This window comes from Actinoplanes couchii, assembly GCF_016862075.1.
Classification (GTDB): Bacteria; Actinomycetota; Actinomycetes; order Mycobacteriales; family Micromonosporaceae; genus Actinoplanes; species Actinoplanes couchii.
Window position 1 is genome coordinate 1 of sequence record NZ_BOMG01000088.1, and the last position, 26,049, is coordinate 26,049.

The window sequence follows — 26,049 nt, forward strand, 5'->3', positions numbered from 1 at the left end:
CCTTCGACCGCTTCGCTTTCGCGTTTCGGCCCCCGGGGCACTCGCTCTACTTTACTAGGTCTTCCCGGCGTTGTCAACCGGTTTATCCCGGTCGATCCCGATCTGCCCTAGTACATCCCCAGCGTCTAGCGCACGACCTGAGTCGTGATCCAGACTTCGAGGAGTCCTGCAGGACGGCCGTTGCGGTTCGTGTTGCTTGACCCGCTTGCCTCGCCCGTTTCCCTGCTGGCTCGCAAAACATTACCCGTACGTTCTTTGCGCTCCAAATCGGGGGTCACCCTCAGTCGTTTTGCCTGTTCAAAAGGGGTTTCAGGGCCGCCGGACCTCGACAGGGGTTTCAGGGCCGCCGGACCTCGACAAGCCCCGCACGCACCCGGACCGGTAGTACCGGTTGATCGTTCCCGGCCGGCCCGTGCACGACCGCTCCGTCGTCGAGCCGGAACGTGCTCCCGTGCCACGGGCACTCGACACATCCGTCGGACACCGTCCCCTCGCTGAGCGGCCCGCCCTCGTGCGAACACCTGTCGATCAGCGCACTGACCCGTTCCCCCTGGCGGAAGAGGAGAACGGCGACGTCCCCGACCCGGCGGGCGGCCGGTTTGCCGTCCGGCAGCGAGGAGAGCGAGCCGGCCACGGTCCATTCGTCCGGCACGCGCGCCACCTCGGGTGCCGCGTGACTGATGCCGCCGCCCTGGGCGTACGACAAATGGCCTCCGAGGAAGGAACCGGCTCCCGCGACCGAGAGACCGGCATAGGCCAACGCCTTGCCTCGCGTGGTGTGCCCGGTCAGCCGGGCGATCAGCGATCCCGCGTAGAGGCCGACGGCAAGTGTGTTGACCGCGGCGTGCACGAGACCGACCCGCTGCCGGTCCCTGGTCATCTCGGACCAGTCGACGAGTCCGGCGGCCATCGCGGGCACCGCTCCGGCGAGGCCGGTGGCGACCAGTGTGGTCGACGCCCTCGCGAAGGCACGGGAGGGAAGGGCGTCCAGGACCGCGGCGGACATGAACGCGCCGACCGGGAGCTGGACGAGAACGGGGTGCAGGGGATGCCCGATCGGGCTGCCGTGCAGGAGGTCCCGCAGCCTGCGCGGGCGGACCGTGGCCGTGACCGCGGTCCGGAGTCGGTCGCCGGCGCCGTCGAGGGCGTCGGCCTGTTCGAGCCGGGTGAGTGCCTGCCGCAACATGTGTGGCGGGTGCCCACCCGGATCCGGTCGAAACGTCAGGCGAGTGTCTTCAGGGCGTCGCCGATGCCGCGGTGGAACGTGGGGTACGCCCAGATCTGGCTGGCCAGGGTCGACAACGGCACCTCGCCGTGGATCGCCACCGCCAGGGCGCCGATCATCTCGCCGCCGGCCGGGCCCGCGGTGGTGGCGCCGACGAGACGGTCACCGGAGGCGACGACCTTGATGAAGCCCTCGTTGCCGGGGCCGTGCACAAAACCGCGGGAGGTGTAGGAGAGCTGAACCTGCCCGACCCGCACATCACCGCCGGCGTCGCGGGCCTGCTTCTCGGTGAGCCCGACGGCGCCGATCTCCGGGTCGATGAAGGTGACCCGGGGCAGCGCGCGGTAGTCGGCGCCGGGCCCGCCCTGCCCGAGGATGTCCCGGACGGCGATGTCGGCCTCGTACATGGCCATGTGGGTGAAGGCTCCGTGCCCGGTGACGTCGCCGACGGCCCACACCTTGTCCCCGGCGCGCATCCGGTCGTCGGTGTCGAGGAAGCGTGCGGCCGGGTCGAGGCCGATGGTCTCCAGGCCGAGGTCCTTCAGACGGGCGGTTCGACCGGTGGCGACCAAGAGTTTCTCGCCGGTGACGGTGCTGCCGTCGTCCAGGGTGACGGTGAAGCCGTCGGAGTGGACGACCGACGAGGAGTGCACGCCGGTGCGCACGGTCACCCCGTCGGCGGCGAGCACCGCGGCGGCCACCTCGGAGGACTCGGGCTCCTCCATGGCGAGGATCCGGCCGGAGCCCTCGACGATCGTGACCTGCACTCCGAAGCGGGCGAAGACCTGGGCGAACTCGCAGCCGATCGCGCCGCCGCCGAGGATGACCAGCGACGACGGCAACACCGTGGTCTCGACGGCTTCGCGGTTGGTCCAGTACGGGGTTCCGGCCAGTCCGTCGATCGGGGGGATGAAGGCGGCCGTCCCGGTGGCGACGACCACGCCGCGCGAAGCGACATAGGAGACATCGCCCACCCGGACTCGGCCGGGGCCGGTGACGGTGGCGGTCCCCCGTACAAAATGGCCGCCTTTGCCGGTGAAACGGTCGACGGCCACCTTGTCGTCCCAGTTGTCGGTGGCCTGCTCCCGGATCCGGCGGGCGACCGGCGCCCAGTCGGGGGTGACGGTCGAGTCGCCGGCCAGTCCGGGGATCCGACGCGCTTCGGCCAGGGCGGATCCGGCGCGCACCATCATCTTGGTCGGGATGCAGCCCCAGTACGGGCACTCCCCGCCGACCAGCCGGTGTTCGACGCCGATCACGTCGAGCCCGGCGGCGGCGAGCCGGCCACCGGCCTCCTCGCCGCCCACGCCGAGCCCGATGACAACCACATCCACGTTGCGTACGTCAGCCATGCGTCCCAGCTAACCATCGGGAGCGAATCCCGCCGGAGGAAGTGTTGACGGACGCAACCACCGGCGGGATCCGCTAGTCCCGTAACCAGACCGCTTCGTCGCGGTGCGATTCGAGCGGTTTGGGGTAGTCGAGGCCGGTCAGTCGCCAGGGTTGGTGGACGGCCGGGCCCTCGATGGCTTTGAGTTCCGGTACGTAGCGACGAACGTACACGCCGTCGGGGTCGAATCGCAGTGCTTGCCGAATCGGGTTGAAGCGCCGGTAGGGCCGGGTGTCGTTGCCGGTGCCCGCGGTCCACTGCCAGTTGCCGGAGTTGTTCGGCACGTCGCCGTCGAGCAGCCACTTGAAGAACCACGCGGCGCCGGGCCGCCAGTCGATGCCGAGGTGTTTGGTGAGGAAGGCGGCGGTGATGAGCCGGGCCCGGTTGTGCATCCACCCCTCCTCCCGCAGCTGACGCATGCCCGCGTCGACGATCGGGACTCCGGTGAGCCCGTCCTGCCAGTGCTTCAGGCCGTCGTCGTCGGTGCGCCACTGGTTGTCCGCGGCGGGGCGCAGCGCTTCGGTGGAGAGCTTCGGGTTGACCCGGGCCACCTGGTAGTAGAAGTCGCGCCAGCAGAGCTGACGGACGAACGGGTCGGCGTCGTGCTTGCGGCTCGCCTCGGCCAGGGTCAGTGGCGAGAGACAACCGAAGCGCAGGTACGGGGACAGCCTGCTGGTCGCGTCCCCGGGCATGTCGTCGTGGGTGTCCCCGTACTCGCCGATGCCGTGCCGCAACCAACTGGTGAGCCGCCGGCGGGCCGCGCTCTCGCCACCCTCGCCCGGCCCGTCCCCCGGCGCCGGGAGGCGGCCGGCGGTGAGCCCGTCCGGCAGGGTGATCCGTTTCGGCGTCGCCGCCTCGCTCCGCCATTGCCGCGCCGACCAGGCCCGGTAGTAGGGCGTGAAGACCTTGTAGCAGTCGCCGCCTCCGCCGGGCCGCAGGTCGCCTGGTTCGACGACGGTGAGCCCGGGGTGCAGTTCGACGCCGATGCGATGCCGTTCGCCCTCTTCCTTCAAACGCCTTTCCCGGCGTACGGCGTACCGGCTGACGTCCTTGGCCATGGTGATCGTGGTGGCCTCGGCCTCCCGGGCCACCTTGATCGTCTCGGCGACCGGATCACCGGTGCGCACGATCAGGTCGCCGCCGAGCCCGCGCAGGTTCTCGCGCAGGTCGGCGAGGCACTGGTGCAGGAAGCGGGTGCGGTTCGGGGAGAGGTCGGCCAGGCTCGGGTCGAGCACGTAGAGGGGGACCACCCGGTCGGCGGCGCAGGCCGCGGCGAGGGCCGGGTTGTCGTGCAGGCGCAGGTCCCGGGTGAGCAGGACGACCGCGGTGCTCATCAGGCCGCCAACTGGACCGGGGTGCCGGGCCGGGTCAGGAGGCTGCGGACGGCGACGGCGGCCCGGCGGTGGTTCGGCACGGTGGCGCGCTGCCGGAACACGTCGTGGTCGAGGGCCTCGATCTCGTCGAGGATGCCGCCGTAGAGCTGGAAGGCGGTGCGCATGCAGGCCTGCGAGGTGGGTTCCAGCAGCGGGATGCCGGGGGCGGCCAGGACGTAGTGCTCGCGGGCGCGGGCCACCTCGGCCTTGATCAGGTTCTTGATCGGCGGGGTGGCGACGCCCCGGCGGAGGTCGTCGGCGGTCACCCCGAACTCGTCGAGGTGCTCCTGCGGCAGGTAGATCCGGCCGCGATCGACGTCCTCGGCGATGTCCCGGATGAAGTTGGTGAGCTGGAACGCGAAGCCGAGCTGGCGGGCCGGTTCGCGGGCGGCGGCCAGGTCGGAGGACTCCAGGATCGGCAGCATCATGGTGCCGATGACGGCGGCCGAGCCCTCCATGTAGTCGAGTAGGTCGTCGTAGGTGGGGTACCCGGCGACTGTGATGTCCATCGCCATGCTGCGCAGGAACTTCTCGAAGTCGGTGAGATCCAGGTCGAAGACCGCGATGGTGTGCAGGACGGCCGGGAGCAGCGGGTCGTCGGTGGGTTCGCCGCGGAGGCCGGCCATGAACCGGTCACCCCACTCGGTGAGCAGGGCGGCGCGCTCGGCGGCGGGCCGGGACTCGGTGCGGTCGACGATTTCGTCCGCATATCGAGTGAATCCGTAGAGGGCGTGCACATGCCGCCGCTTCCACGCCGGTAGCAACCGGGTCGCGAGGTAGTACGTCCGCCCATGCGCTCGATGTATCTCGCGGCAGCGCTCATAGGCAGCTGCCAGATCGGTTTCCATGTCCGGGCCTCCGGCTAAATCGACGCACGAATCGACGCAACTTCAAGAAGTTAGGGTACGGTACTCAGCGTGGCCAATCACACCCTCGAGGGAAATCGCCTCGAAGCGATCCCCCGCCAGCCGGTCTCGCACCGAGCGCTGATCGGCGCCGTCGAGGGCACGCTTGCCGACTTCCTCGCCTGTCAGATCGCCTCCCTCGACACCGTCGACCCCGCACTCGGTGGCTTCGCGCGCACCGCCCGGGACCTGGTGATGGCCGGAGGTAAACGAGTCAGGCCGACCTTCGCCTACTGGGGCTGGCGTGGCGTCGCCGGATCCGGCGAACCCGTCGAAGGACTGTTACCCGCCCTGGGCGCGCTCGAACTCATGCACACGTTCGCGCTGGTCCACGACGACCTGATGGACCGGTCCGCCACCCGGCGCGGCCGGCCCACCGCGCACCGGATCTTCGCCGCCCAGCACGGCGAGCAGTTCGGTGACGCGGCCGCGATCCTGGTCGGCGACCTCTGCCTGGTCTGGGCCGACCAACTGCTGGCCCGCACCGATCTGCCCGCGCCGGTCCTGATGGAGGTCCGGGCCCGCTACGACCGGATGCGCGTCGAAGTCGTCGCCGGGCAGTACCTGGACGTGCTCGGTGAAACCGATCCGTCGGCCTGGTCGGTGGAGCGGGCGCTGCTCGTGGCCCGGCACAAGACCGCCAGTTACACGGTGCAGTGGCCGCTCGGGTTCGGGCTGGCCCTCGGCGCCAGCACGCGGGCCGACCTGGAGGAGGCGTACCAGGTCTACGGTCTCGCCGTCGGGGAGGCCTTCCAGCTCCGCGACGATCTGCTCGGCGTCTACGGCGACCCGGCGATCACCGGCAAACCGGCCTGCGACGACCTGCGCACCGGCAAACCCACCACCCTGCTGATGCTGGCGCGCCAGATGGCGACCCCGGCCCAGCTCGACGAACTGCCCACCGCCACGATCACCCGGCAGGCGGAGATCATCACCGCGACCGGGGCACCGGCCCGGGTCGAAGAGATGATCTCCGAGCGGGTCGGTACGGCGGTCGCCGCGCTCGACGACGCACCGGTCCATCCCGACGCGCGGGCCGCTCTGGTCGAGTTGGCCACCGCCACCACGTACCGCCCGGCATGATGTCTTTTCCCCTCGGTCTTTGGAGCTTTTCCGTGCTCGGTTTTGGAGCTTTCACGTGCGCACTGTGACCGGGCCCACCGATCGGGTCGTCATCGTCGGAGCCGGGCTCGCCGGGCTGGCCACCGCACTGCACCTGGCCGCGGCCGGGCGGCAGGTCACCGTCGTCGAACGCGAGCCGGTCCCCGGCGGGCGGGCCGGGCGGCTGGCGATGGGCGGGTACGAGTTCGACACCGGCCCGACCGTGCTGACCATGCCCGACCTGATCGCCGAACCGCTCAACGCCGTCGGCGAGAACCTGAGCGACTGGCTGGAGCTGACCCCGATCGACCCGGCGTACCGGGCGTACTACCCGGACGGGTCGACGCTCGACGTGCGCACCGACACCACCCGGATGGCCGCCGAGATCGCCCGGGTCTGCGGCTCCCGCGAAGCCGACGGCTACCTGCGGTTCGTCGACTTCACCAGGCGGCTGTGGCAGCTCGAACGCAACCACTTCATCGACAAGAACCTCGACAGCCCCGTCGATCTGATGAACCTCAACCTGCTGAAACTGCTCGGACTGGGCGCGTTCCGGCGGTTGCAGCCGAAGATCGACCAGTACTTCCGCGATCCCCGTACCCAGCGGATCTTCTCGTTCCAGGCGATGTACGCCGGGCTCGCGCCGCACGACGCGCTCGCCATCTACGCGGTCATCGCCTACCTGGACTCGGTCGCCGGCGTCTACTTCCCCAAGGGCGGCATGCACGCCGTGCCACGAGCCCTGGCCGGCGCCGCCGAGAAACACGGGGTCACCTTCCGTTACGAGACCACGGTCGAGCGGGTGGTGATCGAGAACGGTCGCGCGACAGGTGTGCTGACCACCGACGGCGAGCACATCCCCGCCGACGCGGTGGTGCTCAACCCGGACCTGCCGATCGCCTACCGCGACCTGCTGCCGGCCCGCCGCCAGCGCAAACTCACCTACTCACCGTCGTGCGTCGTTCTGCACATCGGTTCCGACCAGGCCTATTCCAAGATCGCACACCACAACATCCATTTCGGTACGGCGTGGAAGGGCACCTTTGACGAGGTGATCCGCAAGGGTCTCCTGATGAGCGACCCATCACTGCTGGTGACCAACCCGACCCACAGCGACCCGACCGTGGCGCCGGCCGGCAAACAGACCTACTACGTGCTCGCGCCCACCCCCAACCTGGAGGCCGGGCCGATCGACTGGCGCGGTGGCATGGACAAGCGCTACGCCGACGAGATCCTGCGCGTCCTGGAGAACCGGGGCTACGTCGGCTTCCGGGACGGCGTCGAAGTCCAGCGGATCATCACGCCCGCCGACTGGGCCGACCAGGGCATGGCCGCCGGCACCCCGTTCGCGGCCGCGCACACGTTCGCCCAGACCGGGCCGTTCCGCCCGTCCAACCTGCACCCCACCCTGCCGAACGTGGTCTTCACCGGCTCCGGCACCCAGCCCGGCGTCGGCGTACCGATGGTGCTGATCTCCGGCAAGCTGGCCGCCTCCCGGATCACCGGCGGTGCGGCGTGACCGTCCGGGAGAAGGAACTGGTCGAACTCGTCGACGCCCTCGGCGCCGGCACCGGGACCGCTACCGTCGCCGACGCGCATGAGGCCCCCGGTCTGCTGCACCGGGCGTTCTCGGTGTTCCTGCGCGACCCGTCCGGGAAAGTGCTGCTGCAGCAGCGGGCCGCGGTGAAGACCCGGTTCCCGCTGCGCTGGGGCAACACCTGCTGCGGGCATCCCGCACCCGGCGAGGAGACCACCGTCTCCGCCCGGCGGCGTCTCACCGAGGAACTCGGCATCGAGCCGGTGGAACCGATCTCGCTGCGTGAAGTCGGGGTGTACGTGTACTTCGCCGCCGATCCGGTCACCGGGCGGGTCGAGCGGGAGTTCGATCACGTGCTGCTCGGGGAGGTGCCGGCCGGGATCGAGTTCCAGCCGGATCCCGGCGAGGTGGCACGGCTGCGCTGGGTGACCGTCAGCGAGCTGCTGGCGGAGATCGAGCGGGCGCCGGAGGGGTACGCGCCCTGGCTCGGCGGGGTGGCCCGGCAGCTGGCCGCCGCCATCACCGAGGAATCCGCCGGCTCTGCTTCCCGTCCCAGCACTCTTCCCGGCCCCGCCTCTCTTCCCGGCGCCGCTTCCGGTTCCGGCACCGCATCCGCTTCCGGCACCGCATCCGCTTCCGGTTCCGGCATCGCATCCGCTTCCGGTTCCGGCGCCGCTTTCGCTGAGGAATTCACCGTCCCCGCTGGGGGATCCGCCGTCGCCGCCGACGACTCTGCAGCGGAGCGGCCGGGTGGCCAATGACGGCCTGAGCGCCGGGGCGGCCGCGCGCCGTCTCGGCGTCGCGGTGACCACGCTGCGCACCTGGCATCAGAGGTATGGGCTCGGGCCCAGTCGGCACGAGCCCGGGCATCATCGGCGCTACACCCTTGAGGACATGGGCCGGCTGCAGGTGATGCAGCGGCTCACCGCTCAAGGGGTGGCGCCGGCGGAGGCTGCCGCTTGGGCGCGGCGGTCTCCCGATGTGGCCTCGCCTTCTTCCACCACTTCCTCGCCTTCTTCGGCCGCTTCCTCCTCCGCCGCTTCTTCTTCCGCACCGCCTTCTCCCTCACCTGCCCCTCCGTGTGAGGCCTCCGCCGATTCCCTCGAGAGCTCGTCCGGTGTCCTTGAACGCTCCTCCGGCACCCTTGCGGGCTCTTCCGGCTCTCTTGAGGGCTCTTCCGGTTCCTTGGCGGGAGCTCCTGGTTCCTTTGCGGGGTCCTCCGCTCCGGCCGGGGGTGGGCAGACCATCGCTCTCGGGCCGCGTGCGGATCCCGCCGCCCGAGGGCTGGCCCGGGCCGCCATGCGTCTGGACGGTCCGGCGATGCGGTTCATCCTCGACGGCGCGATCGCCGGCCGGGGGGTGATCGCCACCTGGGAGCAGCTGATCATGCCGGTGCTGATCGGTGTCGGCGAACGCTACGAGGCGACCGCTCGTTTCGTCGAGGTCGAGCACCTGTTGTCGCGGTCGGTCACCGAGGCGTTGAGTGGCGTACCCAGGCCGCCTTGGGAAATTGCTCCTCGTGCCCTGCTGGCTGCCGCCGACGAGGAACAGCACACCCTGCCGCTTGAGGCGCTGGCCGCGGCACTGGCCGAATCCGGGGTGCCCAGCCGGCTGCTGGGTGCGCGGGTGCCGTCCCAGGCCCTGCTGGATGCGGTGGAACGCACCGGCCCCGCCGTGGTGGTGCTCTGGTCGCAGCTGCGGTCCACCGGTGACGTGGCCCAGTTGGAGCGTCTGCTGGCCCTGCCGCACCCGCCGCTGGTGCTGGCCGCCGCCGGACCGGGCTGGCCGGCCCCCGATCTGCCCCCCGAAGTAACCGTCTTCCGGGGCCTCGCCGACGCCGTCCGCATCGTGGCCGCCGCAAGCCGCTGACGTTTTAGCTGGTCAGGCCCGTTTTTGCGGAAAAGGGGGATACCGATTTGAAGATCACTGGGGGCATCGTATATGTTTTACATGCCTCAAGCGGGGGGCGCGAGTAGGGCCCGAACGACCAAGGCCTTGCCGGTCACGCAACCAGCGTGATGTGCAATGATGGTCGAGCTGCCCTCATCGTCTAGTGGCCTAGGACGCCGCCCTTTCAAGGCGGTAGCACGGGTTCGAATCCCGTTGGGGGTACTGGTAAGTTACCAGGTAAGCTGGTGACGAACCGAGCAAGGTAAGACAGAAGTACAGCAAGGTCCTGTGGAGCAGTTGGAGTGCTCGCCGCCCTGTCAAGGCGGAGGTCGCGGGTTCAAGTCCCGTCAGGACCGCAAGAAGTTAGCAAGGCCAGGTAGCTCAGTTGGTACGAGCGTCCGACTGAAAATCGGAAGGTCGGCGGTTCGACCCCGCCCCTGGCCACCAGGCTCTTCGCCGGGCACTGAGCACCGTCCACCTGCGGAAACGCACGGTGGACGTTTTGCTTTCCAGCCCCTTTCCCAACATCCCGACGCTGTCCTCTGGTGACCGCGATTCGCCCATGATCGCCATCCCAAGATGCACGTTCGATGCACGACGGGGAGCACCTCCCTGACGTCAGATCCGATCCACCTGCCCGACTTTGCGTCAACCGCGTTAGAAAGCCACCCCTGCGGACAAGTCGGCGGACCTGTGTGGTCGGACTGCCGGAGTCCGAGACGCGGTGGCTGTCTGGTGGTTCGCTGGATCCTGTGATGTGTCGGTATTCGTCCGCGCGAGCTGAGCCGGTCCGGTCACAGGCTGGTGTGCGGTGACTGGGCCGACCCCTGAGCAGCTCGCCAGGCAGAAGCGGAAGCTCGACGAACGGCGCGCAGCTCAGGACCAGGGCTACGCGCGACTCGCGGCACCCCACCGACAAGGTGAGGTGCCCGGTGGTGCGGTCGAACCGTTGTCCGCGGTACCAATCCTGCAATGCGCTGATCTGGACCGCACGATCGCGTTCTACGAGTCACTGGGCTTCGTCTCTGATCGGCTGTCGGGCTACGCCACCTTCGCCGCCGGTGACGCCGAAATACACCTGTCCCGGACCGGCAACATCCTGGCTCCCGGTGCCTACCTGATCCACGTCAACGACGCTGCGGCAACACGCAGGAATTTGGCCTCCCGTAGCGGTGCGGCAGCGATCGCCGGACGCACCAACTACAGCAATCACCCACTGCGATCGTCGCGGTACGAGAAGGTCTGATCGCTCGTAATCCCTGCCAGATTCCCGGTGCCGGTGTTGCGCACGCTGCGGAACGTCCGGTCGCCATGCCTGCCCAGATCGTCGAACTGGTGGAAGCGATCAACCCGCGATACCGGACGGCACTCCTGATCGCCGCCTGGTCCGGACTCCGGCGCGGCGAGATCGCCGGACTCCGCGTCGAAGACGTCGACATGATCGAGCACACGATCACCCGTACCTCCGCACGTGACCCCGATTTTGCGGCTCCATTTGGATGAATTCGCCGGAAGGAAACGCCTGTTCATCCGCCGCGACGGCTCGCCACTGCGCGGCAAGACGCTCTATCAGGCGTACGTCCGGGCCAGGAAGAAGGTCGGACTCGACAAGCTGTCGTTCCACGACCTGCGACACACCGGCCAAACCCTGGCGGCCCAGACCGGCGCCACGATTGCCGACCTGATGAAGCGCCTCGGCCACTGTCGATGGCGGCGGCTCCTGCACGCCGTCGACGGGTGGGATCAGGAGATCGATAAAGCGCTGTCGGCACTCGCCGCGCACGGTGACGCTGCGCGCCTGCCAAAATCGGTCGCCACGGTAGGAATGGGCTGATATGCCATTGAAGGTCGGGGAGGCGATTCGGATGATTGAATCGGATGGGTGGGTGCTGGTTGCCACGCGCGGCAGTCATCGGCAGTACAAGCATCCGTCGAAGCCTGGCCGGGTCACGATCGCCGGGAAACCGAGCCGGGACTTGCCGCCCGGTCTGGAACGAAGCATCCTGAAACGGGCTGGACTCTGACAGGGGGCACCCCGTGAGCGCGTACGCAGTAATCATCGAACTTGCCGAGGATGGCGGTTTCGGCGCCTGGTCGCCGGACCTCCCCGGCTGTGTCGCCCTGGGCGACTCGCGCGAGGAAGCGCTGGCCGAAATGCGCGACGCGATCGTTTTTCACCTGGAGGGCCTACGGGAGGCCGGCGAACCGGTGCCGCCGCCCACGGCCGAAGCGGTCGATCTCGTCGCGGCATGATGCACGGCGGGCCGATGTTGCACGATCGCTGCACACGGCCCGTCCGCACCGCCCTTGACCTGTACCAATGTCCCTGACTGAAAATCGGAAGGTCGGCGGCTCGACCCCGCCCCTGGCCACCAGGCTCTTCGCCGGGCACTGAGCACCGTCCACCTGCGGAAACGCACGGTGGACGTTTTGCTTTCCAGCCTCGTTCTCTCTCGCGATTCGGGTCATTCTGCGGTTGGTACTAAGACGAACCGACCTGGTGTGGGTGGGTCGGCTTGTGGGAAGGCTCTTCGGGGGACTTGTCGCGCGCTGCCGGGAGGGAGCTTCACCGCTATGGGCACTGCGGGGGCGATCACGGCGAGAGTGTTGTGGGAACGGCTCGTCCTGGTTGATGACGAGGGGCGGCGTGCCTGGCTCGATGCGCACGAGCTTCTCGTCGACGGTGCGTGGCGCACCTTCGATGCCGTCACCGTTCTGCGGCACCGGGGCACGCCGCTTCTGCTCTACGTGAACTTTCCGGACGGGGAGCATCGGGTGCCGATGGAGCAGGACATCCCGGTTCGTGACCGGGCCTGAATACGGAAACGGCCGCCGGGAGGTCGGCGGCCGGTTCTGGTGGTGGGTGGGGACTACCTCTCGCAGTTGACCTTCACGTCGCCTCGGTAGGCGCGGCACGTGTCGGTGTTGGCGCCGCCGTCCAAGCGGTCGGAGGTGCCGGGCTCCTCGTCGCCCTCCAGGATGTCGTCGCCTGCTCCGCCGTACAGCTTGTCCTTGCCGCTGCTGCCGTACAGGTCGTCGTTGCCGGACAGGCCCTGGATGGTGTCGTTGCCGGGGCCGCCGTGGATGTAGTTGCTCGACGCGTTGCCGATCAGGACGTCGTTGCCGAAGCCGGCGTACAGGTTCTCCACGTCGGCGCCGACGGTGTCACCCTCGCCGGGGCGGCCGTCGTCACCGGCCTGGCCGTCCAGGTCGACCCGGATGCTCTTCATGTAGTCGTAGAGCACGGTGTCCACACCGGAGCCGCCCATCAGGACGTCGGCGTACACCTTCTTGTCGTTCTCGTCGCCGAAGAGACGGTCGTCGCCGGCGTCGCCGTACAGCTTGTCCTTACCCGCGTACCCGAGCAGGGTGTCGTTGCCGTCGCCGCCGTGTAGGCGGTCGTTGCCGGCCTCACCGAACAGGTCGTCGTCGCCGGCCTCGCCGTAGAGGACGTCGTTGCCGGTCCAGCCGTGCAGGGTGTCGTTGCCGGTGCCGCCGTTGAGCAGGTCGCTGCCGGCGCCGCCGTCCAGGTAGTCGTGGCCGTGGAAGCCGAAGAGCCGGTCGTTGCCGGTGCCGCCGATCAGCCGGTCCGCGCGGGAGCCGCCGTTCAGCTGGTCGTTGCCGGTGCCGCCGTCGAGGGTGCTGGGCAGATCGGTCTTGTTGGTGATCAGATCATTGCGGTCGTACGCGTACACACGCACCCGGGTCGGGGCCTTCTTCGTCGTACAGCTGACCCGGGTCTTGTCGCCCTTGACCGCCTTGCAGCCCTTACCGGCCTTGATCGCCACCGAATCGTCGATGGTGACCGTGTTACCGGAGCGGGTGATCGTGATCAGGTTCCGTTTGCCGGTGGCGGCCTTGTACTGGACCTTGGTGGTCTCGTAGACCGACGCGGTGCCGACGGACGCGGCCTGGGCGGGAGCGGCCATCCCGGCGAGGGCGGTGCTGCCGGCCAGCAGAACCGCGAACCGGGCCGACCAGGACCCGAACCGGGCGGGCGCGAACCGGGCCGGCGAAGAAGAACGTGACATGGGTGAGTCTCCCCGTTGAACGAAAAACAGCCCGGCCGTGAGACGGCCGGGCTGTTCCGCGGAAATCAGTTGTTGAGCACGGAGGCGGCGGCGGAACCGCTCACCACGACGCCGGCCTTGTCGAGCAGCTTCTCCCACTGCGCCGCGGTCCGGGCCTCGACGCCGCTGACCTTGGCGCCCTTGAGGGCCAGAGCGAGGTCGATGCCGGCACCGCCGGTGATCTTGTCCCTGGCGTTGGCGTTGCCGACCGGGCGGAGGGTGTTGATGTCGAACGACTCGCCGATCAGCACGTCGTGGCCGGAGCCACCGATCAGGGTGTCGTTGCCGGTCCAGCCCTGCGCGACGTCGTTGCCGGCGCCGAGGCTGATGACGTCGTTACCGGCTTCGCCCTCGACGATGTCGTCGCCGGCCTGGCCCCAGATCTTGTCGTTGCCCGCGCCGCCCCAGATCTCGTCGTCGCCGGCGCCACCGTAGATCTTGTCGTTGCCGGCGCCGCCCTTCAGCAGGTCGGCGCGCGGGCCACCGTAGATGGTGTCGTTGCCGGCGCCACCGCTGGCGACCAGCCGGGCACCGGTCTTGTTCTTCACCCAGTCGTTCTTGTCACCGAGGCTGACGCTCAGCGAGGTGAGGTTGCCGGTCAGGGTGCACTTGACGCGGGTCTTGTCACCGGCGACGGCCTTGCAGCCCGGGCCGGCCTTGAGCGCGACCTTGTCGTCGACGGTCACGACCTTGCCGGAGACGGTGATGGTGACGCCGTTGGCCTTGCCGGCCGCGGCGGTGAACTTGACCTGGCCGGCGCCGACGGTCCGGGCGGTGCCGGTCGCGGCGGCCTGGGCCGGGGCGGAGAGGAACGCTGCGGTGCCCAGCGCGGCAGCGGTCGCGCCGATGAACGCGAGGGCACGACGGTTGAGCAGGTTCATGGTGTTTCCCCCGTATAGATCCGGCCGGGGTATGCCCCAACCAGTGATGACCGTCATCATAGAACGATACCGTTTCGACGAACCGCCCCAGTTACGGTGACGTGAGTCACTTTCATGGAACGAAGCTTCCCCGTAGAGACGGACGGACAGCCCTCGGGGGTTACCTCCGGGGAAAACAAGAACGGCCCGGCGAGACGCCGGGCCGTTCCAGGTAGGACTGTGGGAGATCAGCCGATCTTGAGCTTCTCGACCCGGGTGATCGACGGCTGCAGCGGAGCGACCGAAGAGGACGACGCGGCCGAGGCGGACGCCACCGAGGTGGAGTACTCGCAACCCGACTTGCTGGTCTTCTTGGAGGAGCTCAGGCAGATGTCGCCGTTGATGTGCGTGCTGCCGTAGAGCTTGTCCGCCGCGGTGGCCGAACCCTGCGAGACGCCCTTGCCGCTGACGACCTTGTAGTGCTCGCCGACCAGGACGTCGTCACCGGCGCCGCCCGCGAGGACGTCGTTGCCGGCGTTGCCGATCAGGAAGTCACGGCCCGAGCCACCGGTGATCTTGTCGTTGCCCGAGTAGCCGAGCGCGGTGTTGGTGCCGGGACCGGTGTTGATGGTGTCGTTGCCGGCCTGGCCGTGGATCTCGTCGTTGCCGTCGCCACCGTAGATGGTGTCGTTGCCGCTGCCGGCCACGATGTAGTCGTTGCCCGCACCACCGCTGATGTAGTCGGCGCCGGACTCACCGAACAGCTCGTCGTTGCCGCCGTTGCCGTACAGCTTGTCGTTGCCGGTGCCGCCCTGCAGCTGGTCCCGGCCGGAGCCGCCGATCAGGGTGTCGTTGCCCGCGCCGCCGCCGGCCAGCATGAACACGCTGGTGTGGTTGCGGACGTAGTCGTTCTTGTCACCGAGCGCGACGCTGATCTTGGTGGTCTTCCCGGAGGTCGTGCACTTGACCTTCTTCGAGTTGACCCGCTTGCAGCCCTTGCCCGCGCTGATCGCGGTGACGTCGGTGATGGTGACGGTCCGGCCCGAGATGGTGACGTTGACCTTGTTCACCTTGCCCATCAGGGCCTGGAACTGGACGGTCCCGGTACCCACGACCTTCGCCAGGCCGCTGGTGGCCGCCTGCGCCGGGCTGGCGAGCAGGGCGGACGTCGCGATCACTGCGGTGCTGAGGCCCAGGGTGGCAAGTGTCCTGCGGTACTTCACGTTCATTGGGATCCCCCGTTCGAGACTGGTGGAGCGGTTAGGACGGTACCGTTCCGCCGCAAAACCGCAAAGACCGTCTCATGAATGTGTTGGGCTCAACAAGCGACTTCCGCTCCCCACCGTCCGGCCAGTGGTTTCATAACCACACGAACCCGGTCTACTCCTGACAATTTACGAATACCGGGAATCGGGTCACAATCAAAGCTCCGGCCGTTGGTAATCAGATGCAACGATTCCGGCATCGATCCGGCGTCCACCCCGGCCAGTTGATCGGGATCGTTGGCGACCCGCTCGCGGAATCTGGCGTACGCCTCCTCGCGCGTCTCCAGCCGCACTCCGGTCCCCTCCGGGAGGCCGCCGAGCGCGTCCTGCACGGCCTCACGCTGGTCGGTCCCCGCGTCGGGTTCCAGATAGACCGCCACGCTGAACTGGCGCTCCGGTGCGTACCGCCACCCGGCCAGGAGCATCGCCGTGGTGGACGCGAGCGAGCCGAGCACCACGGCACCCGCTGCCACCGCGAACAGGCGTAACCATCGGGGCGCAGAGGACACATTGTCCGTCGGATGTGGATCGCTCATGATCAGAAAGCTATCTCAAGGCAGCCACATATCGTTGTCCACAGGTTCGATACGGCACTTGAAGGCCCTCGGCCATTGGTTCACAGTGTTCGCGAGGAGGCGTCGCTGTGGATGGTTTCAGCAATGATGCGGAGCAGGCGGCCTACAACCTGGCCGAGGCGCTGAGTGAGAAGGCGCTTTCGCTGATGAAGAGCGCGGAGGAGGCGGCCGAGGCGTTCCGGGCCGGCAAGCTGGCGATGCGCCGTCAGTTCAAGGCGCGCGGGCTGTCCGAGGCGGAGGCCGACATCAGGTGGTCGGGCACCTCGCAGGCGGCCCGGGCGATCGCCGACAACAGCTTCTTCATGTCACAGGCGACGATGTACAACAACGCGGCCGCCGCGCAGTACGCGAAGGCGCTCTATCACCGGAAGGTCTAGGCGGCCCGGTGCCGCAGCGTGGCGACCGTCGAGCCGGCGAGCGCGAGCAGGCAGTCCGGCAGGGTGCCGTCGGCGATGGCGGCGCCGAAGAGCGCCTCGCCGGTCGGGAAGTCGCCGTTGACGTAAGCGCTGACGAAGCGGGCCACCCACCGCTTGTCGTATCTGGCGTCGTCGATCCCGGGGAACTCCAGGGTCCACGCGCCACCCGGCGGGACCTGCCCGACCATGGTGGCGGCCAGGCACCAGGCGACATCCCAGGCGCCGACCACGCCCTCCCGGTCGACGACCGCGTCGAAGGTGTCGGCCACAGCCGCGCTGTCGCCACTGAGCGCACACTGCAGGACCTGCGCAGCGTCGTCGAATGCGGTCTGTGGTACTTCGGTCACGTCAGAAAAGGTACGTCGGGCGGTCAAGCAACGCACCCCGACGGGGGATATCAGGCACCACGGAGGAGGCAGGTGATCCGGGCCGTGCAGACCCGGTCGCCGGCCTCGTCGGTGAGGACCACCTCGTACGTCGCCATCGCCCGCCCCCGGTGCACCGGCGTCGCCACTCCGGTGACCAGGCCGGACCGGGCCGCCTTGTGGTGGGTGGCGTTGATGTCGACACCGACGGCGAAGGGCCGGTCGACGGTCTGTCCGTGCAGCACCGCCCCGACCGAGCCGAGCGTCTCGGCCAGCACGCAGGAGGCACCACCGTGCAACAACCCGTATGGCTGGGTGTTGCCTTCGACGGGCATGATGCCAACCACCCGTTCCGCGGTGGCCTCGGTGATCTCGATGCCCATCCGCTCGGCGAGCGCACCGCCGCCACCGCTGGTGAACAGGTGCTGCTTGCCGTCCTCAGCGATATCCACGTCGGCGTACGTTACGCCGGTTAAGGGCGTCGACCAGCGACAACTGTCACAGGTTCGGGGACTGATCGATTGAACCGCTGGGTATGACCGGTCGTACCGGCCGGTACCACCCGGCTGACGAGAGGAGCACCATGAGCGAGCCGCAGAGCACCGAGACCCCCGAAGTCGTCGAGACCCGGGGTGACGAGCGTGTCGACCTGCTCACCAGCGACGCCAACGGCGACGGCAAGATCGACGTCTGGGTGTCGGACACCGACGGCGACGGCAAGCCCGACCTCTACCAGTTCGACACCGACGGCGACGGCAAGGTCGACGTCACCATGGTCGACCTGGACGAGGACGGCAACCCGGACCACATCGTCGACGGCGACGGCGGCCTCCCGCCGGTCACGGTCTGATTCAGGACGTCCCCAGAGCGGACAGGGCCACCCACAGGACCGCCAGCGCCACCACGGCGGTACCGACGGTGGAGGCCGTGTGCTTCCAGGATCGTGCGCCCTCGACCGCCTCGGGATATCCCAGGGCGGCGAGGGCGGCACGGCGCTCCCGCACCAGGCCGGCGCCGGCTTCCACGGCTGTCGAGTCCCGGCTCAGCTCGACGGCCAGGGCGGCCTGGGCGCGCTGCAGCAGGCGTACCGCAACCTTGGCTTCTCGTCCCGCACTCACCGCGGCCAACCGCCGGGCCGCGGCCCGGCGCGAACCGGAACCGAGGACCCGCAACTCGCCCTCGGTGATCAACTCGGGATCGCGGACCGTCTCCAGGATCCCCACGTAGTAGGCCGCCTCCCGGTCGTGCGCGCGACGCACCAGGTACAGGACCAGCAGCAACGGCGGAAGACCTTTGACCAGCAACACCGCCAGTACGCCCGGGACACTGTCGCCGAAGCTGTCCCGCAGGATCGGCGAGTTCCACAGCGAGTGCGACGCCCACGCGCCGAGCAGGGCCAGGGCGGCCACCGCGATTCGGTGCCGACGGCCACGTTCGCGCCGGACCACGAGGTAGCCGATGCCGGCGCCGGCCAGCGCGCCGAAGAGGGTGTGGCTCCAGATCCCGGCCAGGAACCCGCGGACCAGGAACGTGGTGATCACCGGCTGCACCCGGTCGCCGAGCCCGGCCTGTTGCACCGCGCCGATCGCGAAGACCACGTCCTCGACGATCTGGAAGCCGAGGCCGACCAGGGCGCCGTAGACGATGCCGTCGAGCACGCTGTTCACCTGGGCGCGGGCGATCAGCACGATGGCCACCACGCCGAGGGTCTTGGCGATCTCCTCGACCGTCGGCCCGGCCAGCGCGGCGCCCCATTCGGCGGCCAGGTCCGGTGAGCCGAGTTTGGCGATCAGGTTGTCCAGGGCAGTGCTGCCCGGGATCGAGACGCTCGTCGCGACGAGCCCGCCCCAGGCGAAGGCGAGCACCCGCAGACCCGCCGGTTCGCGCTCGAGGAAGTCGAGTTCCGAGACGAAGAGCCAGAACGGCACGGCCAGCAGCCCGAACATCACGATCGCGGTGACGGTGGCGATCGGGTAGGCGCGGAAGAACAGCGCGGCGATCTGCGAGATACGGACGGCGCCCACCGCGAGCAGGGTGACGACGATCCAGAAGGCGGGCTGACGAAGGAACGGGACGGATCGGGGCGCCGCCGGCCGGACCGCCTCGCTCATCGGTGACTTTCGTAGCGCAGGGTGCCGATGGTGGTCGGGACGGTCGACAGGTCGGCGTCGTCGCCGCTGACCATGACCTCGATGATGAGCCCCTGCGCGACGAAGACGGCGTAACGGCCGTCCCGGTCACCGGCGGTGTACCCACCCTGGACGCCGGCGAGCCCACCGGCGGTGGAGACGGCGAGCTGGGTGCCGGTGATCTGGTGGCCGGAGATGCCGGTGATGCGCTGGCGCAGCCGGACGGCGGCCTCGGTCAGGTTCCCGGTGAAGGGTTCGACGTCGATCGTGTAGCTGACCCCGCCGGTACGGAAGAGGGCGGTCCCGCGGGTCTCGCCGGGCCGGGTGCCGGTGACGTCGAGGGTGGCGCCGGGCGGCGGCACGACGGTGACTCCGGCGCCCACCCGGTAGGGCTCTCCGGGCGTGACCGGACGCTCGGCCGGCAGGGCTCGGTCCAGCACCGGCAGACCGAAGGCGAGAGCGGCCAGGATCGATGCCAGTGCGAGTGCGACGGGAAGACCGAGGGTGCCGGGAAGATCGGTGAGTTGACGCCGTGTGACCCTCCCCATCCGTCCAAGTTAACGGCGGTCACCCGCCGTTGTCCGGCGAACCATCGACCGCCCACTGTGGAGACAGGATCAACCTGGCAGGTTACGGATTTGTCCGTTTTATCGAAAGGTGCCGTGACGGTACCGCTGCGGTGAGCCATACCCCGTTGTCACTGCGGTAGAAGAGGTCACCGGCCGCCGCCATCGCCCCCGCCGCGACGCTGAACACCACCACGTCCGGCGAGCGCCGGCGACCGACGGTCAGGGCCGTCGGAACATCCACCGACAGGTGTACGTGGGACCGGCTCCGCGGCCGCAGACCCTCCCGCATGATGGCGTCGAGGTTGCGCCGGGGTGTGCCGTGGAACAGCTCGGCGGGTGGGGCGACCGGCGGCAGATCGAGGTCGACCCCGACCCGCCGGGAGTGCCCCTGGCTGGCCCGGATCCGGTCGACGCCGTCCGGTCCGGTGGCGACGGCGAATCGGGACTTGTCGTTGGTCGCCACCACGAGGTCGAGCTGGGCCCGGGTCATGCCGAGGGCGGTGAGCAGCTCGGCGACCGGCACCCAGCCGTTCGCGTCGAGGGTGAGGCCGGCGGTCTCCGGCCGGTGCCGCAGCACCAGGGACATCCGTTTGCTGAGTTTGACGTGGTCAGCTGTCATACGTTGAGCTCCATGACGGCAAGGTAGTACGGGTGGTCGCGGTCGTCGATCGATTGCAGCCGCCACCGGGTGCCCGCCAGCAGCCCTTTCAGCTCGGCCACCGAGCAGTTCAGGTAGTCGAACCAGTCGGTGGCCACCTCCCGGTACCGCAGCCGGAGCCGCAGCTGCCCGCCGAGCCGTCCCCGGTCCCGGTTGGCCCGGTGGTACGCCACGTGCAGCGGGTCGGTGGTGCCGTACGGGTCGGTGCCCTGCGCGACGATCCGGGCCCCCGGAGCCGCCAGCCGGGACAGGGCGTCCAGCAGCACCGGCGCCCGCTCCGGGCTCTCCAGCAGGCCGAGGTTGTTGCCGAGCAGCAGGAACGTGTCGTACCGCACGGACGCCCGGGAGAACTCGTCGACCGTGGCGAGCACCGTGTCGCGCACCCCGCGCCGCCGGGCCACCTCGATCGCGCCGAGCGAGGTGTCCAGCCCGGTCACCGCGATCTCCCGGTTCTGGAGCTCGATCGCGGCCCGCCCGGCGCCGGTGCCGATGTCCAGCACCCGGCCGCGGCAGAGCCCGACCGCCCGGTGGTCGAACGGCCGCCAGTCGGACGGCTCGCTCAGGTAGTGCCCGGCCGGCGCCCCGTTGATCAGCCCGTCGTCGCGCTCGATCACCTCGATCACCGGGCGCGGCCATCGCCCACCGGCCAGCGGCCGCGGCCCGATCCCGGTGTGCACCGCCCAGGCGTCGCGGATCATCTCGCCGAAAGCGTCACCGATGATCGGTTGAGTCATGGTCAATACTCTTTAACCATGACCGCACTGGAGCAACTCGGGTCGGAGAAATACGTCCTTCTCACCACGTTCCGCCGCGACGGCCGGGCGGTCGCCACCCCGCTCTGGGTCGTCCCGGACGGCGCCGGGCTGGCCTTCTGGACGGTGGCGGAGAGCGGCAAGCACAAGCGGATCCGCAACAGCGGGCGGGTCACCGTGGCGCCCTGTGACATGCGGGGCGTCCCCACCGGCGGCGAGACCGTCGAGGCCACCGCGACGATCGGCGACGCGGCCGATCTGCAGCGGGTCGGCGCGGGCATCCGGAAGAAGTACGGGCTGGTCGGGCGCCTGACCCTACTCGGCAGCCGGATGCGCCGGGGCACCGGCGGCACGATCGCCGTGCTGGTGCGGTGACAGCTGATCACTCTGAAGAGAGACATGGCGGGCGTCGGCAGTAGCCGGCACCCGCCATGCTCGTTTGATCATTCGAACGAAGAAGGGGCGATCGCCTTCCCCAGCGCTCGCCCCTGCAACGATGTTTCGCCTCGACTACGGTCAGTCGCCCTGGCGCTGCGTGGGGATCTGCCCCTGCAGCAGGGCGCGGACCTCCGACTCCCGGTAACGACGGTGGCCGCCGAGCGTGCGAATTGCGCTGAGCTTGCCAGCCTTCGCCCACCGGGTAACGGTCTTCGGGTCGACTCGGAACATCGACGCCACCTCGGCCGGCGTTAGTAGCGGCTCAGGATCGTGCGTACGCGATGCCATCGGTCACTCCTCCACAGGTGCCTAAAAAACAGCGGCCGGGGTCCCGCCGGCCGGTGCGTCTCTCATGGTCCGGCTAGTCCCCGATGTCCGACATGGGCCGAACGGACGAACGTCCCCAGATAGACGGATGAAGCATGCCCGATTTTTGCGCGTTTTCTACGCCAGATAGTGCCTCGTTTAGTCCGATTATCACGCTTCGCCGGTCCCCGATTACGAAGAGTGCTCGCTTCGGGAACGCTCCCACGGCCCGCGAATCGTACGAGTCTGTCCTATTTCCGCAGGTCAATTGCATCGTTCAAGAAGCTGGACAAGTCGCCAACGCGCCACAAGCTTCTCGTAAGCCTCACTAGCTGACTCTGCGTCACCGCGAGAAAGTGCCGAAAGTCCGGCTGATACCAGTCCGGGGGAATCGTCCTCGGAGAGTTTGTCCTCCGGCAGGAGGTTGACCAGACCGCCGTAGTCCAGCTCCACCACCGACCGTGGGTGGAACTCCTCCAGCCACCGGGTGCCCTCCTCGACCGCCTCGGTGATCGGGGCGTCGCCCAGCGACTTACGCAGCGTCGAGACCGCCCGGTGCGCGCGGCGACGGGCCTTGGAGATCTCGGTCCGGTAGCGCAGCACCCGCCGGCGCCCGGTCAGAGCGATCTCCCGCTCCTCCAGGTCGACGAAGGTGAACCAGCGCAGCGGAACCCCCCACGTGGCGATCTGCTCGTGCACCCGGGGCACACCCTGCTCCAGCACCTTGGCGCCGCTGCGCCAGTCCTCCACCACCGCCTTGGCCTGCCCGGCCAGCACCGGCGGGACGAAGGCGTCGGCCAGCACCGCGGGCACCCCGTCCCGGGCGCTCAGGGCCGCCTCGGCCACCCGCAACCGCAGGTTCCACGGGCAGACCAGCACCGAGCCGTCCCACTCCAGCACGTAGGCCTCGTCGGGCAGGTCCGGCAACCGGGTCCACCCGGCGCCGAGCGCCTCCAGGACCGCGGTGCGCTGCCGGGCCGGTCCTTCGACCAGACCCATGTCCCGGCCTTCGCGCGCGTAGTCGCGCCAGAAGACCTGTCGCTCCCGGTCGAAGGCGGTCAGTGGTTCGTAAACCCGTAGGTACGACGCGAACAGTGACGGCACGGCGCGAGTCTTTCACGAATCCGGCCGGGCGGAACTTCCCGCGCGGACGGAATCGGCGCGCCATCCGCACGGATACGCTCGCGGTACCGGCCACACCCCTGCCGGGATCATGGCCCCACGAAGGCCACGCAACAGATCAGGAGAGTTGAACATGGACGTGTTCGACGTCAATGAGCACGAACAGGTCGTCTTCTGCCAGGACCGGGCCACCGGCCTCAAGGCGATCATCGGGATCTACTCGACCGCGCTGGGCCCGGCGCTCGGCGGCACCCGGTTCTTCCCCTACGAGAACGAGGCAGCCGCCCTCTCCGACGTGCTGAAGCTGTCCCGCGGCATGGCCTACAAGAATGCGATGGCCGGTCTGGACCTGGGTGGCGGCAAGGCGGTCATCTGGGGAGACCCGGAGCGGATCAAGAGCGAGGCCCTTCTCCGCGCGTACGGCCGGTTCGTCGAGTCGTTGAACGGGCGCTACTACACCGCCTGCGACGTCGGCACCTACGTGCAGGACATGGACATGGTGGCCCGCGAGACCCGGTTCGCCACCGGCCGCAGCGTCGAGCACGGCGGCGCCGGCGACTCCTCGGTGCTCACCGCCTGGGGCGTCTTCCAGGGCATGCGGGCCGCGGCCGAGCACACCTGGGGCACCCCGTCGCTGCGGGGCCGCACGATCGGCGTCTCCGGCCTCGGCAAGGTCGGCCGGCACCTGACCGGCCATCTGCTCGACGACGGCGCGAACGTGATCGCCACCGACGTCAGCGAGGCGGCCCTGACCTGGGCCCGCACCACTCACCCGCAGGTCCAGCTGGTCGACGGCACGACCGAGCTGATCACCGCGGACCTCGACGTCTACGCGCCGTGCGCCCTCGGCGGCGCGCTGAACGACGAGACGGTGCCGGTGCTGCGCGCCCGGGTGGTGGCCGGCGCCGCCAACAACCAGCTCGCCCACGCGGGCATCGGCAAGCTCCTGGAGGACCACGGCATCCTCTACACCCCGGACTACGTGGTGAACGCCGGCGGCGTGATCCAGGTGGCCGACGAGATCCACGGGTTCGACTTCAGCCGGGCGAAGCTGCGGGCGACCGGGATCTTCGAGACCACCCGCCGGCTCCTGAAGCTCTCCGGCGAGGAGGGCGTGCCGCCGGCGATCGCCGCCGACCGGCTCGCCGAACGGCGTATGGCGGAGGTCGGCCGGCTCCGGTCCATCCATCTCGGCTGAGGCGTACCGAACCTGCCGTGCGCCGCGGAAAAGGGCCTGTCAGAAGGTCAACCGCGACGCGCGGCAGTGTCACACGCAACCCGAGGTGCCGAACTAGGCATCGTCCATGTACCGTAAGACCCACGAGAGATGCCTGACGTCATCGGGGACCAGCCTTCGGGCTGCCCCGAATTCTGTGCGAGGGGGTCGAGCCATGGGGCGCGGCCGTGCTAAGGCCAAGCAGACGAAGGTGGCCCGGGAGTTGAAGTACCACTCCCCGAACACCGACCTCACCGCCTTGCAGCGCGAGTTGGCGGGTTCAACCCACCAATCGGACCGTCATTTCGACGACGACAACGAAGAGTTCGTCGACGATGACGAGGACGATGACGACGCTGCGGAAGACCAGGATCCCTGGTCGCCTCCAAGGCGGAGCTGACCCGTTTCGTACAGAGCACGCGGTTGACCGCGTGCTCCCGTGTGTCACGTGGTCAGGTTTACCTACGGTCGAAACAACCGAAGCCCACGCGGGCGTGCTCGCGTGGGCTTCGACCGACACCGCTTCAGCGTGGCCGGTTGTTCCAGTTGTAGAACGTAGGGATGTTCTCAAAGTGGTTCCAGGCGCACACCGCCGTGCCGCTGTCTCCTGGTGACTCCTCAGCGCGCTGCTGCCTGGCGGTCTCCGCCTCCGCGATGAGAGCGGCCAGCCCAGCCCGGGTGTCGTGCACCCGCGCCGTCACCGGATCCGTCTCCACGCCGTCAGACAGCCGTGGCTTCGTGATCTCGGGCATGATCCAGCACTCCCTCCAATAGGCGAATCTTGCTGTTCAGGCAGTGGTTCGTCACCGTGACGTCGAACCTGCCGTGTTCGAAGTAGCGGTTGGCCGCGTGCGCTCCGCCGCAGAAGCCGAAGTAGGGGCAGGTGTTGCGGCAGTCCTCTATCCCGCGCAGGAACTCGGCTATCCAGCCTGTCCCCGCGGCGCCGGCCAGAATCTCCGGCAGCGGCGTGGTGAGTACGTTGCCACTGGTGAAGTCGCCGTACCGGGGATCGTGGAAGCCCGCCAGCTCGGGACTGAGCAGCACCACCGAGCCGTCGTGGGCGATCGTCGGGATCGGGTCCAGCTGCCGGGGCAGCAGCTCGTCGGCGTTCCCGTCCAGGACCGCGGCTGCGTACCGCAGCGTCCACTCCACCTCACGCAGGTGGATCCGGGGGTTCCGGCGCCAGGCGGTGACCAGCTCGGCCCAGAACGCGCTCACGACGGCCGGATCGTGCCGGTTGAGCCGGGTGTTGACGCCCTCGGTCTCCTCCATGTTGATGCCGAGCACCTCGCAGCCCAGGCCGAGGAAGTACTCGTACAACTCGGAGGCGACACCGGAGCGCGGATCGCTGACCACGCACAGGGTGGAGAACGGGATGCCGTGCGCGCGCAGCCGCCCGATCCCCCGTGCGATCAGGTCGTAGGCGGGACGGCCGGCCCAGTCCACCCGGTCACCGTTGCGGTCCCGCGGGCCGTCCACGCTGACACTGACCCGCACGTCGTGCTCGGTGAAGAACGCACACCACTCGTCGTCGATCAGCGTCGCGTTGGTCTGGATGTGGTGCTCCACGCCGTCCCCGAAGGGCGCGAAAAGTGCGGCCAGATGGGCGCGGCCCGCGGCGAGCGGTTCCCCGCCGTGCCAGACCACCGAGAATCTGCCGGTACGCGCGAAACCGGCCACCCCGTCGGCCACCGCCTGGGCGACGGCCACCGGCATCTTCCGGTTCTCCCGGCGGAACGGCAGATAACAGTAGTCACACGCCAGGTTGCACAGGGTGGTGGGCTGCATGACGACGTATCCGGGCTCCGCCGAGACGCCCCGCATCCCGCTCCACGTGGCCGCCATGGTCATGCACGCTCCCGTCCGGCACTCACGACCAGAACCTTA

Annotated in this window: 32 protein-coding genes, 3 tRNA genes and 1 pseudogene; 17 read left to right on the forward strand and 19 right to left on the reverse strand. The window is 69.0% G+C overall.

The annotated features are described in order from the left end of the window. Positions 1 to 337: 337 nt before the first annotated feature. The 4 genes from Aco03nite_RS35130 to Aco03nite_RS35145 form a co-directional block, all read right to left on the reverse strand. A complete protein-coding gene (locus Aco03nite_RS35130) occupies positions 338 to 1,186 on the reverse strand; it encodes a Rieske (2Fe-2S) protein (RefSeq protein WP_203803486.1) in 849 nt (282 codons plus the stop codon). Positions 1,187 to 1,221: 35 nt separating this feature from the next. Continuing rightward, positions 1,222 to 2,577, reverse strand: a complete 1,356-nt coding sequence (locus tag Aco03nite_RS35135) for a dihydrolipoyl dehydrogenase family protein (RefSeq protein WP_203803489.1) — start codon at positions 2,575 to 2,577, stop codon at positions 1,222 to 1,224. 73 nt (positions 2,578 to 2,650) lie between these two features. Beyond that, on the reverse strand, positions 2,651 to 3,949 hold the full coding sequence (locus tag Aco03nite_RS35140) for a cryptochrome/photolyase family protein (RefSeq protein ID WP_203803492.1): 1,299 nt from the start codon (positions 3,947 to 3,949) through the stop codon (positions 2,651 to 2,653). After that, positions 3,949 to 4,836 carry a phytoene/squalene synthase family protein gene (locus Aco03nite_RS35145; protein ID WP_203803493.1) on the reverse strand — a complete coding sequence of 296 codons (888 nt, stop codon included), beginning with the start codon at positions 4,834 to 4,836 and terminating at the stop codon, positions 3,949 to 3,951. The genes Aco03nite_RS35140 and Aco03nite_RS35145 overlap by 1 nt, the downstream gene beginning before the upstream one ends. Before the next feature lie 69 nt (positions 4,837 to 4,905). Here Aco03nite_RS35145 and Aco03nite_RS35150 point away from each other — a divergent pair, with 69 nt between their 5' ends. The 8 genes and pseudogenes from Aco03nite_RS35150 to Aco03nite_RS35185 all read left to right on the forward strand — a co-directional run bounded on the left by Aco03nite_RS35150 (position 4,906) and on the right by Aco03nite_RS35185 (position 10,667). Further along, the gene (locus tag Aco03nite_RS35150; protein WP_203803494.1) at positions 4,906 to 5,976 is read left to right on the forward strand and encodes a polyprenyl synthetase family protein; all 1,071 of its coding nucleotides are present in this window, start codon (positions 4,906 to 4,908) and stop codon (positions 5,974 to 5,976) included. A gap of 55 nt (positions 5,977 to 6,031) precedes the next feature. Beyond that, on the forward strand, positions 6,032 to 7,513 hold the full coding sequence (gene crtI / locus Aco03nite_RS35155) for a phytoene desaturase family protein (protein ID WP_203803495.1): 1,482 nt from the start codon (positions 6,032 to 6,034) through the stop codon (positions 7,511 to 7,513). Continuing rightward, positions 7,510 to 8,040, forward strand: a pseudogene (idi, locus tag Aco03nite_RS35160) (isopentenyl-diphosphate Delta-isomerase); the annotation flags it as partial. The gene crtI and the pseudogene idi, both read left to right, overlap by 4 nt. A gap of 241 nt (positions 8,041 to 8,281) precedes the next feature. After that, positions 8,282 to 9,400 (forward strand): MerR family transcriptional regulator, encoded by a 1,119-nt coding sequence (locus Aco03nite_RS35165; protein WP_203803497.1) that lies wholly within the window; start codon positions 8,282 to 8,284, stop codon positions 9,398 to 9,400. Between the two features lie 170 nt (positions 9,401 to 9,570). Further along, positions 9,571 to 9,643, forward strand: a tRNA-Glu gene (locus tag Aco03nite_RS35170). A gap of 60 nt (positions 9,644 to 9,703) precedes the next feature. After that, positions 9,704 to 9,777, forward strand: a tRNA-Asp gene (locus Aco03nite_RS35175). Positions 9,778 to 9,791: 14 nt separating this feature from the next. Beyond that, a tRNA-Phe gene (locus Aco03nite_RS35180) sits at positions 9,792 to 9,868 on the forward strand. Between the two features lie 364 nt (positions 9,869 to 10,232). Then, positions 10,233 to 10,667, forward strand: coding sequence for a VOC family protein (locus tag Aco03nite_RS35185; RefSeq protein WP_203803499.1), 435 nt, complete (start codon positions 10,233 to 10,235; stop codon positions 10,665 to 10,667). On the opposite strand, the gene Aco03nite_RS35190 is transcribed toward Aco03nite_RS35185, so the two are convergent. Further along, the gene (locus Aco03nite_RS35190) at positions 10,631 to 10,870 is read right to left on the reverse strand and encodes a hypothetical protein (protein ID WP_203803502.1); all 240 of its coding nucleotides are present in this window, start codon (positions 10,868 to 10,870) and stop codon (positions 10,631 to 10,633) included. The two genes, Aco03nite_RS35185 and Aco03nite_RS35190, sit on opposite strands and share 37 nt — an antisense overlap. Positions 10,871 to 10,892: 22 nt before the next feature. On the opposite strand from Aco03nite_RS35190, the gene Aco03nite_RS35195 reads away from it, so the two are divergent. The 4 genes from Aco03nite_RS35195 (at position 10,893) to Aco03nite_RS35210 (ending at position 12,238) form a co-directional block, all read left to right on the forward strand. After that, positions 10,893 to 11,255 (forward strand): tyrosine-type recombinase/integrase, encoded by a 363-nt coding sequence (locus Aco03nite_RS35195; protein WP_203803514.1) that lies wholly within the window; start codon positions 10,893 to 10,895, stop codon positions 11,253 to 11,255. Positions 11,256 to 11,286: 31 nt separating this feature from the next. After that, a complete protein-coding gene (locus Aco03nite_RS35200) occupies positions 11,287 to 11,445 on the forward strand; it encodes a type II toxin-antitoxin system HicA family toxin (RefSeq protein ID WP_239145709.1) in 159 nt (52 codons plus the stop codon). Between the two features lie 13 nt (positions 11,446 to 11,458). Then, on the forward strand, positions 11,459 to 11,674 hold the full coding sequence (locus tag Aco03nite_RS35205; protein ID WP_203803520.1) for a type II toxin-antitoxin system HicB family antitoxin: 216 nt from the start codon (positions 11,459 to 11,461) through the stop codon (positions 11,672 to 11,674). 321 nt (positions 11,675 to 11,995) lie between these two features. Next, positions 11,996 to 12,238 (forward strand): hypothetical protein, encoded by a 243-nt coding sequence (locus Aco03nite_RS35210; RefSeq protein WP_203803523.1) that lies wholly within the window; start codon positions 11,996 to 11,998, stop codon positions 12,236 to 12,238. 53 nt (positions 12,239 to 12,291) lie between these two features. Here the strand turns inward: Aco03nite_RS35210 and Aco03nite_RS54265 are convergent, their stop codons facing one another. The 4 genes from Aco03nite_RS54265 to Aco03nite_RS35230 form a co-directional block, all read right to left on the reverse strand. Beyond that, a complete protein-coding gene (locus Aco03nite_RS54265) occupies positions 12,292 to 13,452 on the reverse strand; it encodes a calcium-binding protein (protein WP_203803526.1) in 1,161 nt (386 codons plus the stop codon). A gap of 65 nt (positions 13,453 to 13,517) precedes the next feature. Next, positions 13,518 to 14,372 carry a calcium-binding protein gene (locus Aco03nite_RS35220; RefSeq protein WP_203803529.1) on the reverse strand — a complete coding sequence of 285 codons (855 nt, stop codon included), beginning with the start codon at positions 14,370 to 14,372 and terminating at the stop codon, positions 13,518 to 13,520. Between the two features lie 227 nt (positions 14,373 to 14,599). Further along, positions 14,600 to 15,574, reverse strand: coding sequence for a calcium-binding protein (locus Aco03nite_RS35225; protein ID WP_203803531.1), 975 nt, complete (start codon positions 15,572 to 15,574; stop codon positions 14,600 to 14,602). Positions 15,575 to 15,669: 95 nt separating this feature from the next. Further along, positions 15,670 to 16,152 carry a permease-like cell division protein FtsX gene (locus Aco03nite_RS35230; RefSeq protein WP_203803533.1) on the reverse strand — a complete coding sequence of 161 codons (483 nt, stop codon included), beginning with the start codon at positions 16,150 to 16,152 and terminating at the stop codon, positions 15,670 to 15,672. 107 nt (positions 16,153 to 16,259) lie between these two features. Between Aco03nite_RS35230 and Aco03nite_RS35235 the strand changes: the two genes are divergently transcribed. Then, positions 16,260 to 16,568: a hypothetical protein gene (locus Aco03nite_RS35235; protein WP_203803543.1), complete on the forward strand. Its 309-nt coding sequence runs from the start codon at positions 16,260 to 16,262 to the stop codon at positions 16,566 to 16,568. On the opposite strand, the gene Aco03nite_RS35240 is transcribed toward Aco03nite_RS35235, so the two are convergent. Further along, positions 16,565 to 16,954: a hypothetical protein gene (locus Aco03nite_RS35240; protein ID WP_203803546.1), complete on the reverse strand. Its 390-nt coding sequence runs from the start codon at positions 16,952 to 16,954 to the stop codon at positions 16,565 to 16,567. The two genes, Aco03nite_RS35235 and Aco03nite_RS35240, sit on opposite strands and share 4 nt — an antisense overlap. A 50-nt stretch (positions 16,955 to 17,004) precedes the next feature. After that, on the reverse strand, positions 17,005 to 17,355 hold the full coding sequence (locus Aco03nite_RS35245) for a hotdog fold thioesterase (RefSeq protein ID WP_203803638.1): 351 nt from the start codon (positions 17,353 to 17,355) through the stop codon (positions 17,005 to 17,007). Positions 17,356 to 17,555: 200 nt separating this feature from the next. On the opposite strand from Aco03nite_RS35245, the gene Aco03nite_RS35250 reads away from it, so the two are divergent. After that, a complete protein-coding gene (locus tag Aco03nite_RS35250; protein WP_203803548.1) occupies positions 17,556 to 17,822 on the forward strand; it encodes a hypothetical protein in 267 nt (88 codons plus the stop codon). Between the two features lies 1 nt (position 17,823). Here the strand turns inward: Aco03nite_RS35250 and Aco03nite_RS35255 are convergent, their stop codons facing one another. From Aco03nite_RS35255 to Aco03nite_RS35270, 4 genes are all read right to left on the reverse strand, one after another. Further along, positions 17,824 to 19,083, reverse strand: a complete 1,260-nt coding sequence (locus Aco03nite_RS35255) for a PrsW family intramembrane metalloprotease (protein ID WP_203803550.1) — start codon at positions 19,081 to 19,083, stop codon at positions 17,824 to 17,826. After that, positions 19,080 to 19,649, reverse strand: coding sequence for a hypothetical protein (locus tag Aco03nite_RS35260; RefSeq protein ID WP_203803552.1), 570 nt, complete (start codon positions 19,647 to 19,649; stop codon positions 19,080 to 19,082). The genes Aco03nite_RS35255 and Aco03nite_RS35260 overlap by 4 nt, the downstream gene beginning before the upstream one ends. Positions 19,650 to 19,731: 82 nt before the next feature. After that, positions 19,732 to 20,289 (reverse strand): RNA 2'-phosphotransferase, encoded by a 558-nt coding sequence (locus Aco03nite_RS35265; protein WP_203803554.1) that lies wholly within the window; start codon positions 20,287 to 20,289, stop codon positions 19,732 to 19,734. Next, positions 20,286 to 21,062: a class I SAM-dependent methyltransferase gene (locus tag Aco03nite_RS35270; RefSeq protein WP_203803561.1), complete on the reverse strand. Its 777-nt coding sequence runs from the start codon at positions 21,060 to 21,062 to the stop codon at positions 20,286 to 20,288. The genes Aco03nite_RS35265 and Aco03nite_RS35270 overlap by 4 nt, the downstream gene beginning before the upstream one ends. 18 nt (positions 21,063 to 21,080) lie before the next feature. Here Aco03nite_RS35270 and Aco03nite_RS35275 point away from each other — a divergent pair, with 18 nt between their 5' ends. Continuing rightward, the gene (locus Aco03nite_RS35275; protein ID WP_203803563.1) at positions 21,081 to 21,455 is read left to right on the forward strand and encodes a PPOX class F420-dependent oxidoreductase; all 375 of its coding nucleotides are present in this window, start codon (positions 21,081 to 21,083) and stop codon (positions 21,453 to 21,455) included. A gap of 141 nt (positions 21,456 to 21,596) precedes the next feature. Here Aco03nite_RS35275 and Aco03nite_RS35280 read toward each other — a convergent pair whose 3' ends face one another. After that, the gene (locus Aco03nite_RS35280; protein ID WP_014687221.1) at positions 21,597 to 21,806 is read right to left on the reverse strand and encodes a BldC family transcriptional regulator; all 210 of its coding nucleotides are present in this window, start codon (positions 21,804 to 21,806) and stop codon (positions 21,597 to 21,599) included. A 282-nt stretch (positions 21,807 to 22,088) separates the two neighbouring features. Beyond that, positions 22,089 to 22,928, reverse strand: coding sequence for a DUF8083 family protein (locus Aco03nite_RS35285; protein ID WP_203803566.1), 840 nt, complete (start codon positions 22,926 to 22,928; stop codon positions 22,089 to 22,091). A gap of 151 nt (positions 22,929 to 23,079) precedes the next feature. On the opposite strand from Aco03nite_RS35285, the gene Aco03nite_RS35290 reads away from it, so the two are divergent. Further along, positions 23,080 to 24,144, forward strand: coding sequence for a Glu/Leu/Phe/Val family dehydrogenase (locus tag Aco03nite_RS35290; protein WP_203803569.1), 1,065 nt, complete (start codon positions 23,080 to 23,082; stop codon positions 24,142 to 24,144). Positions 24,145 to 24,337: 193 nt separating this feature from the next. Next, complete coding sequence (locus tag Aco03nite_RS35295) at positions 24,338 to 24,562, forward strand: DUF3073 domain-containing protein (RefSeq protein WP_203803572.1); 225 nt, start codon at positions 24,338 to 24,340, stop codon at positions 24,560 to 24,562. Between the two features lie 124 nt (positions 24,563 to 24,686). On the opposite strand, the gene amcA is transcribed toward Aco03nite_RS35295, so the two are convergent. Further along, positions 24,687 to 24,914, reverse strand: a complete 228-nt coding sequence (gene amcA / locus Aco03nite_RS35300; protein ID WP_203803574.1) for a multiple cyclophane-containing RiPP AmcA — start codon at positions 24,912 to 24,914, stop codon at positions 24,687 to 24,689. Then, the gene (gene amcB / locus Aco03nite_RS35305) at positions 24,883 to 25,986 is read right to left on the reverse strand and encodes a cyclophane-forming radical SAM peptide maturase AmcB (RefSeq protein WP_307837667.1); all 1,104 of its coding nucleotides are present in this window, start codon (positions 25,984 to 25,986) and stop codon (positions 24,883 to 24,885) included. Before amcB ends, amcA begins: the two co-directional genes overlap by 32 nt. Between the last annotated feature and the right edge of the window lie 63 nt (positions 25,987 to 26,049).

Bases quoted from the DNA above. Each gene is read 5' to 3' on its own strand.
- Aco03nite_RS35130 (WP_203803486.1), bottom strand. From the start codon at position 1,186: ATGTTGCGGCAGGCACTCACCCGGCTCGAACAGGCCGACGCCCTCGAC.
- Aco03nite_RS35135 (WP_203803489.1), bottom strand. From the start codon at position 2,577: ATGGCTGACGTACGCAACGTGGATGTGGTTGTCATCGGGCTCGGCGTG.
- Aco03nite_RS35140 (WP_203803492.1), bottom strand. From the start codon at position 3,949: ATGAGCACCGCGGTCGTCCTGCTCACCCGGGACCTGCGCCTGCACGAC.
- Aco03nite_RS35145 (WP_203803493.1), bottom strand. From the start codon at position 4,836: ATGGAAACCGATCTGGCAGCTGCCTATGAGCGCTGCCGCGAGATACAT.
- Aco03nite_RS35200 (WP_239145709.1), top strand. From the start codon at position 11,287: ATGATTGAATCGGATGGGTGGGTGCTGGTTGCCACGCGCGGCAGTCAT.
- Aco03nite_RS35210 (WP_203803523.1), top strand. From the start codon at position 11,996: ATGGGCACTGCGGGGGCGATCACGGCGAGAGTGTTGTGGGAACGGCTC.
- Aco03nite_RS54265 (WP_203803526.1), bottom strand. From the start codon at position 13,452: ATGTCACGTTCTTCTTCGCCGGCCCGGTTCGCGCCCGCCCGGTTCGGG.
- Aco03nite_RS35220 (WP_203803529.1), bottom strand. From the start codon at position 14,372: ATGAACCTGCTCAACCGTCGTGCCCTCGCGTTCATCGGCGCGACCGCT.
- Aco03nite_RS35230 (WP_203803533.1), bottom strand. From the start codon at position 16,152: ATGAGCGATCCACATCCGACGGACAATGTGTCCTCTGCGCCCCGATGG.
- Aco03nite_RS35245 (WP_203803638.1), bottom strand. From the start codon at position 17,355: ATGGGCATCGAGATCACCGAGGCCACCGCGGAACGGGTGGTTGGCATC.
- Aco03nite_RS35250 (WP_203803548.1), top strand. From the start codon at position 17,556: ATGAGCGAGCCGCAGAGCACCGAGACCCCCGAAGTCGTCGAGACCCGG.
- Aco03nite_RS35255 (WP_203803550.1), bottom strand. From the start codon at position 19,083: ATGAGCGAGGCGGTCCGGCCGGCGGCGCCCCGATCCGTCCCGTTCCTT.
- Aco03nite_RS35260 (WP_203803552.1), bottom strand. From the start codon at position 19,649: ATGGGGAGGGTCACACGGCGTCAACTCACCGATCTTCCCGGCACCCTC.
- Aco03nite_RS35265 (WP_203803554.1), bottom strand. From the start codon at position 20,289: ATGACAGCTGACCACGTCAAACTCAGCAAACGGATGTCCCTGGTGCTG.
- Aco03nite_RS35270 (WP_203803561.1), bottom strand. From the start codon at position 21,062: ATGACTCAACCGATCATCGGTGACGCTTTCGGCGAGATGATCCGCGAC.
- Aco03nite_RS35275 (WP_203803563.1), top strand. From the start codon at position 21,081: ATGACCGCACTGGAGCAACTCGGGTCGGAGAAATACGTCCTTCTCACC.
- Aco03nite_RS35280 (WP_014687221.1), bottom strand. From the start codon at position 21,806: ATGGCATCGCGTACGCACGATCCTGAGCCGCTACTAACGCCGGCCGAG.
- Aco03nite_RS35290 (WP_203803569.1), top strand. From the start codon at position 23,080: ATGGACGTGTTCGACGTCAATGAGCACGAACAGGTCGTCTTCTGCCAG.
- Aco03nite_RS35295 (WP_203803572.1), top strand. From the start codon at position 24,338: ATGGGGCGCGGCCGTGCTAAGGCCAAGCAGACGAAGGTGGCCCGGGAG.
- amcA (WP_203803574.1), bottom strand. From the start codon at position 24,914: ATGCCCGAGATCACGAAGCCACGGCTGTCTGACGGCGTGGAGACGGAT.
- amcB (WP_307837667.1), bottom strand. From the start codon at position 25,986: ATGCGGGGCGTCTCGGCGGAGCCCGGATACGTCGTCATGCAGCCCACC.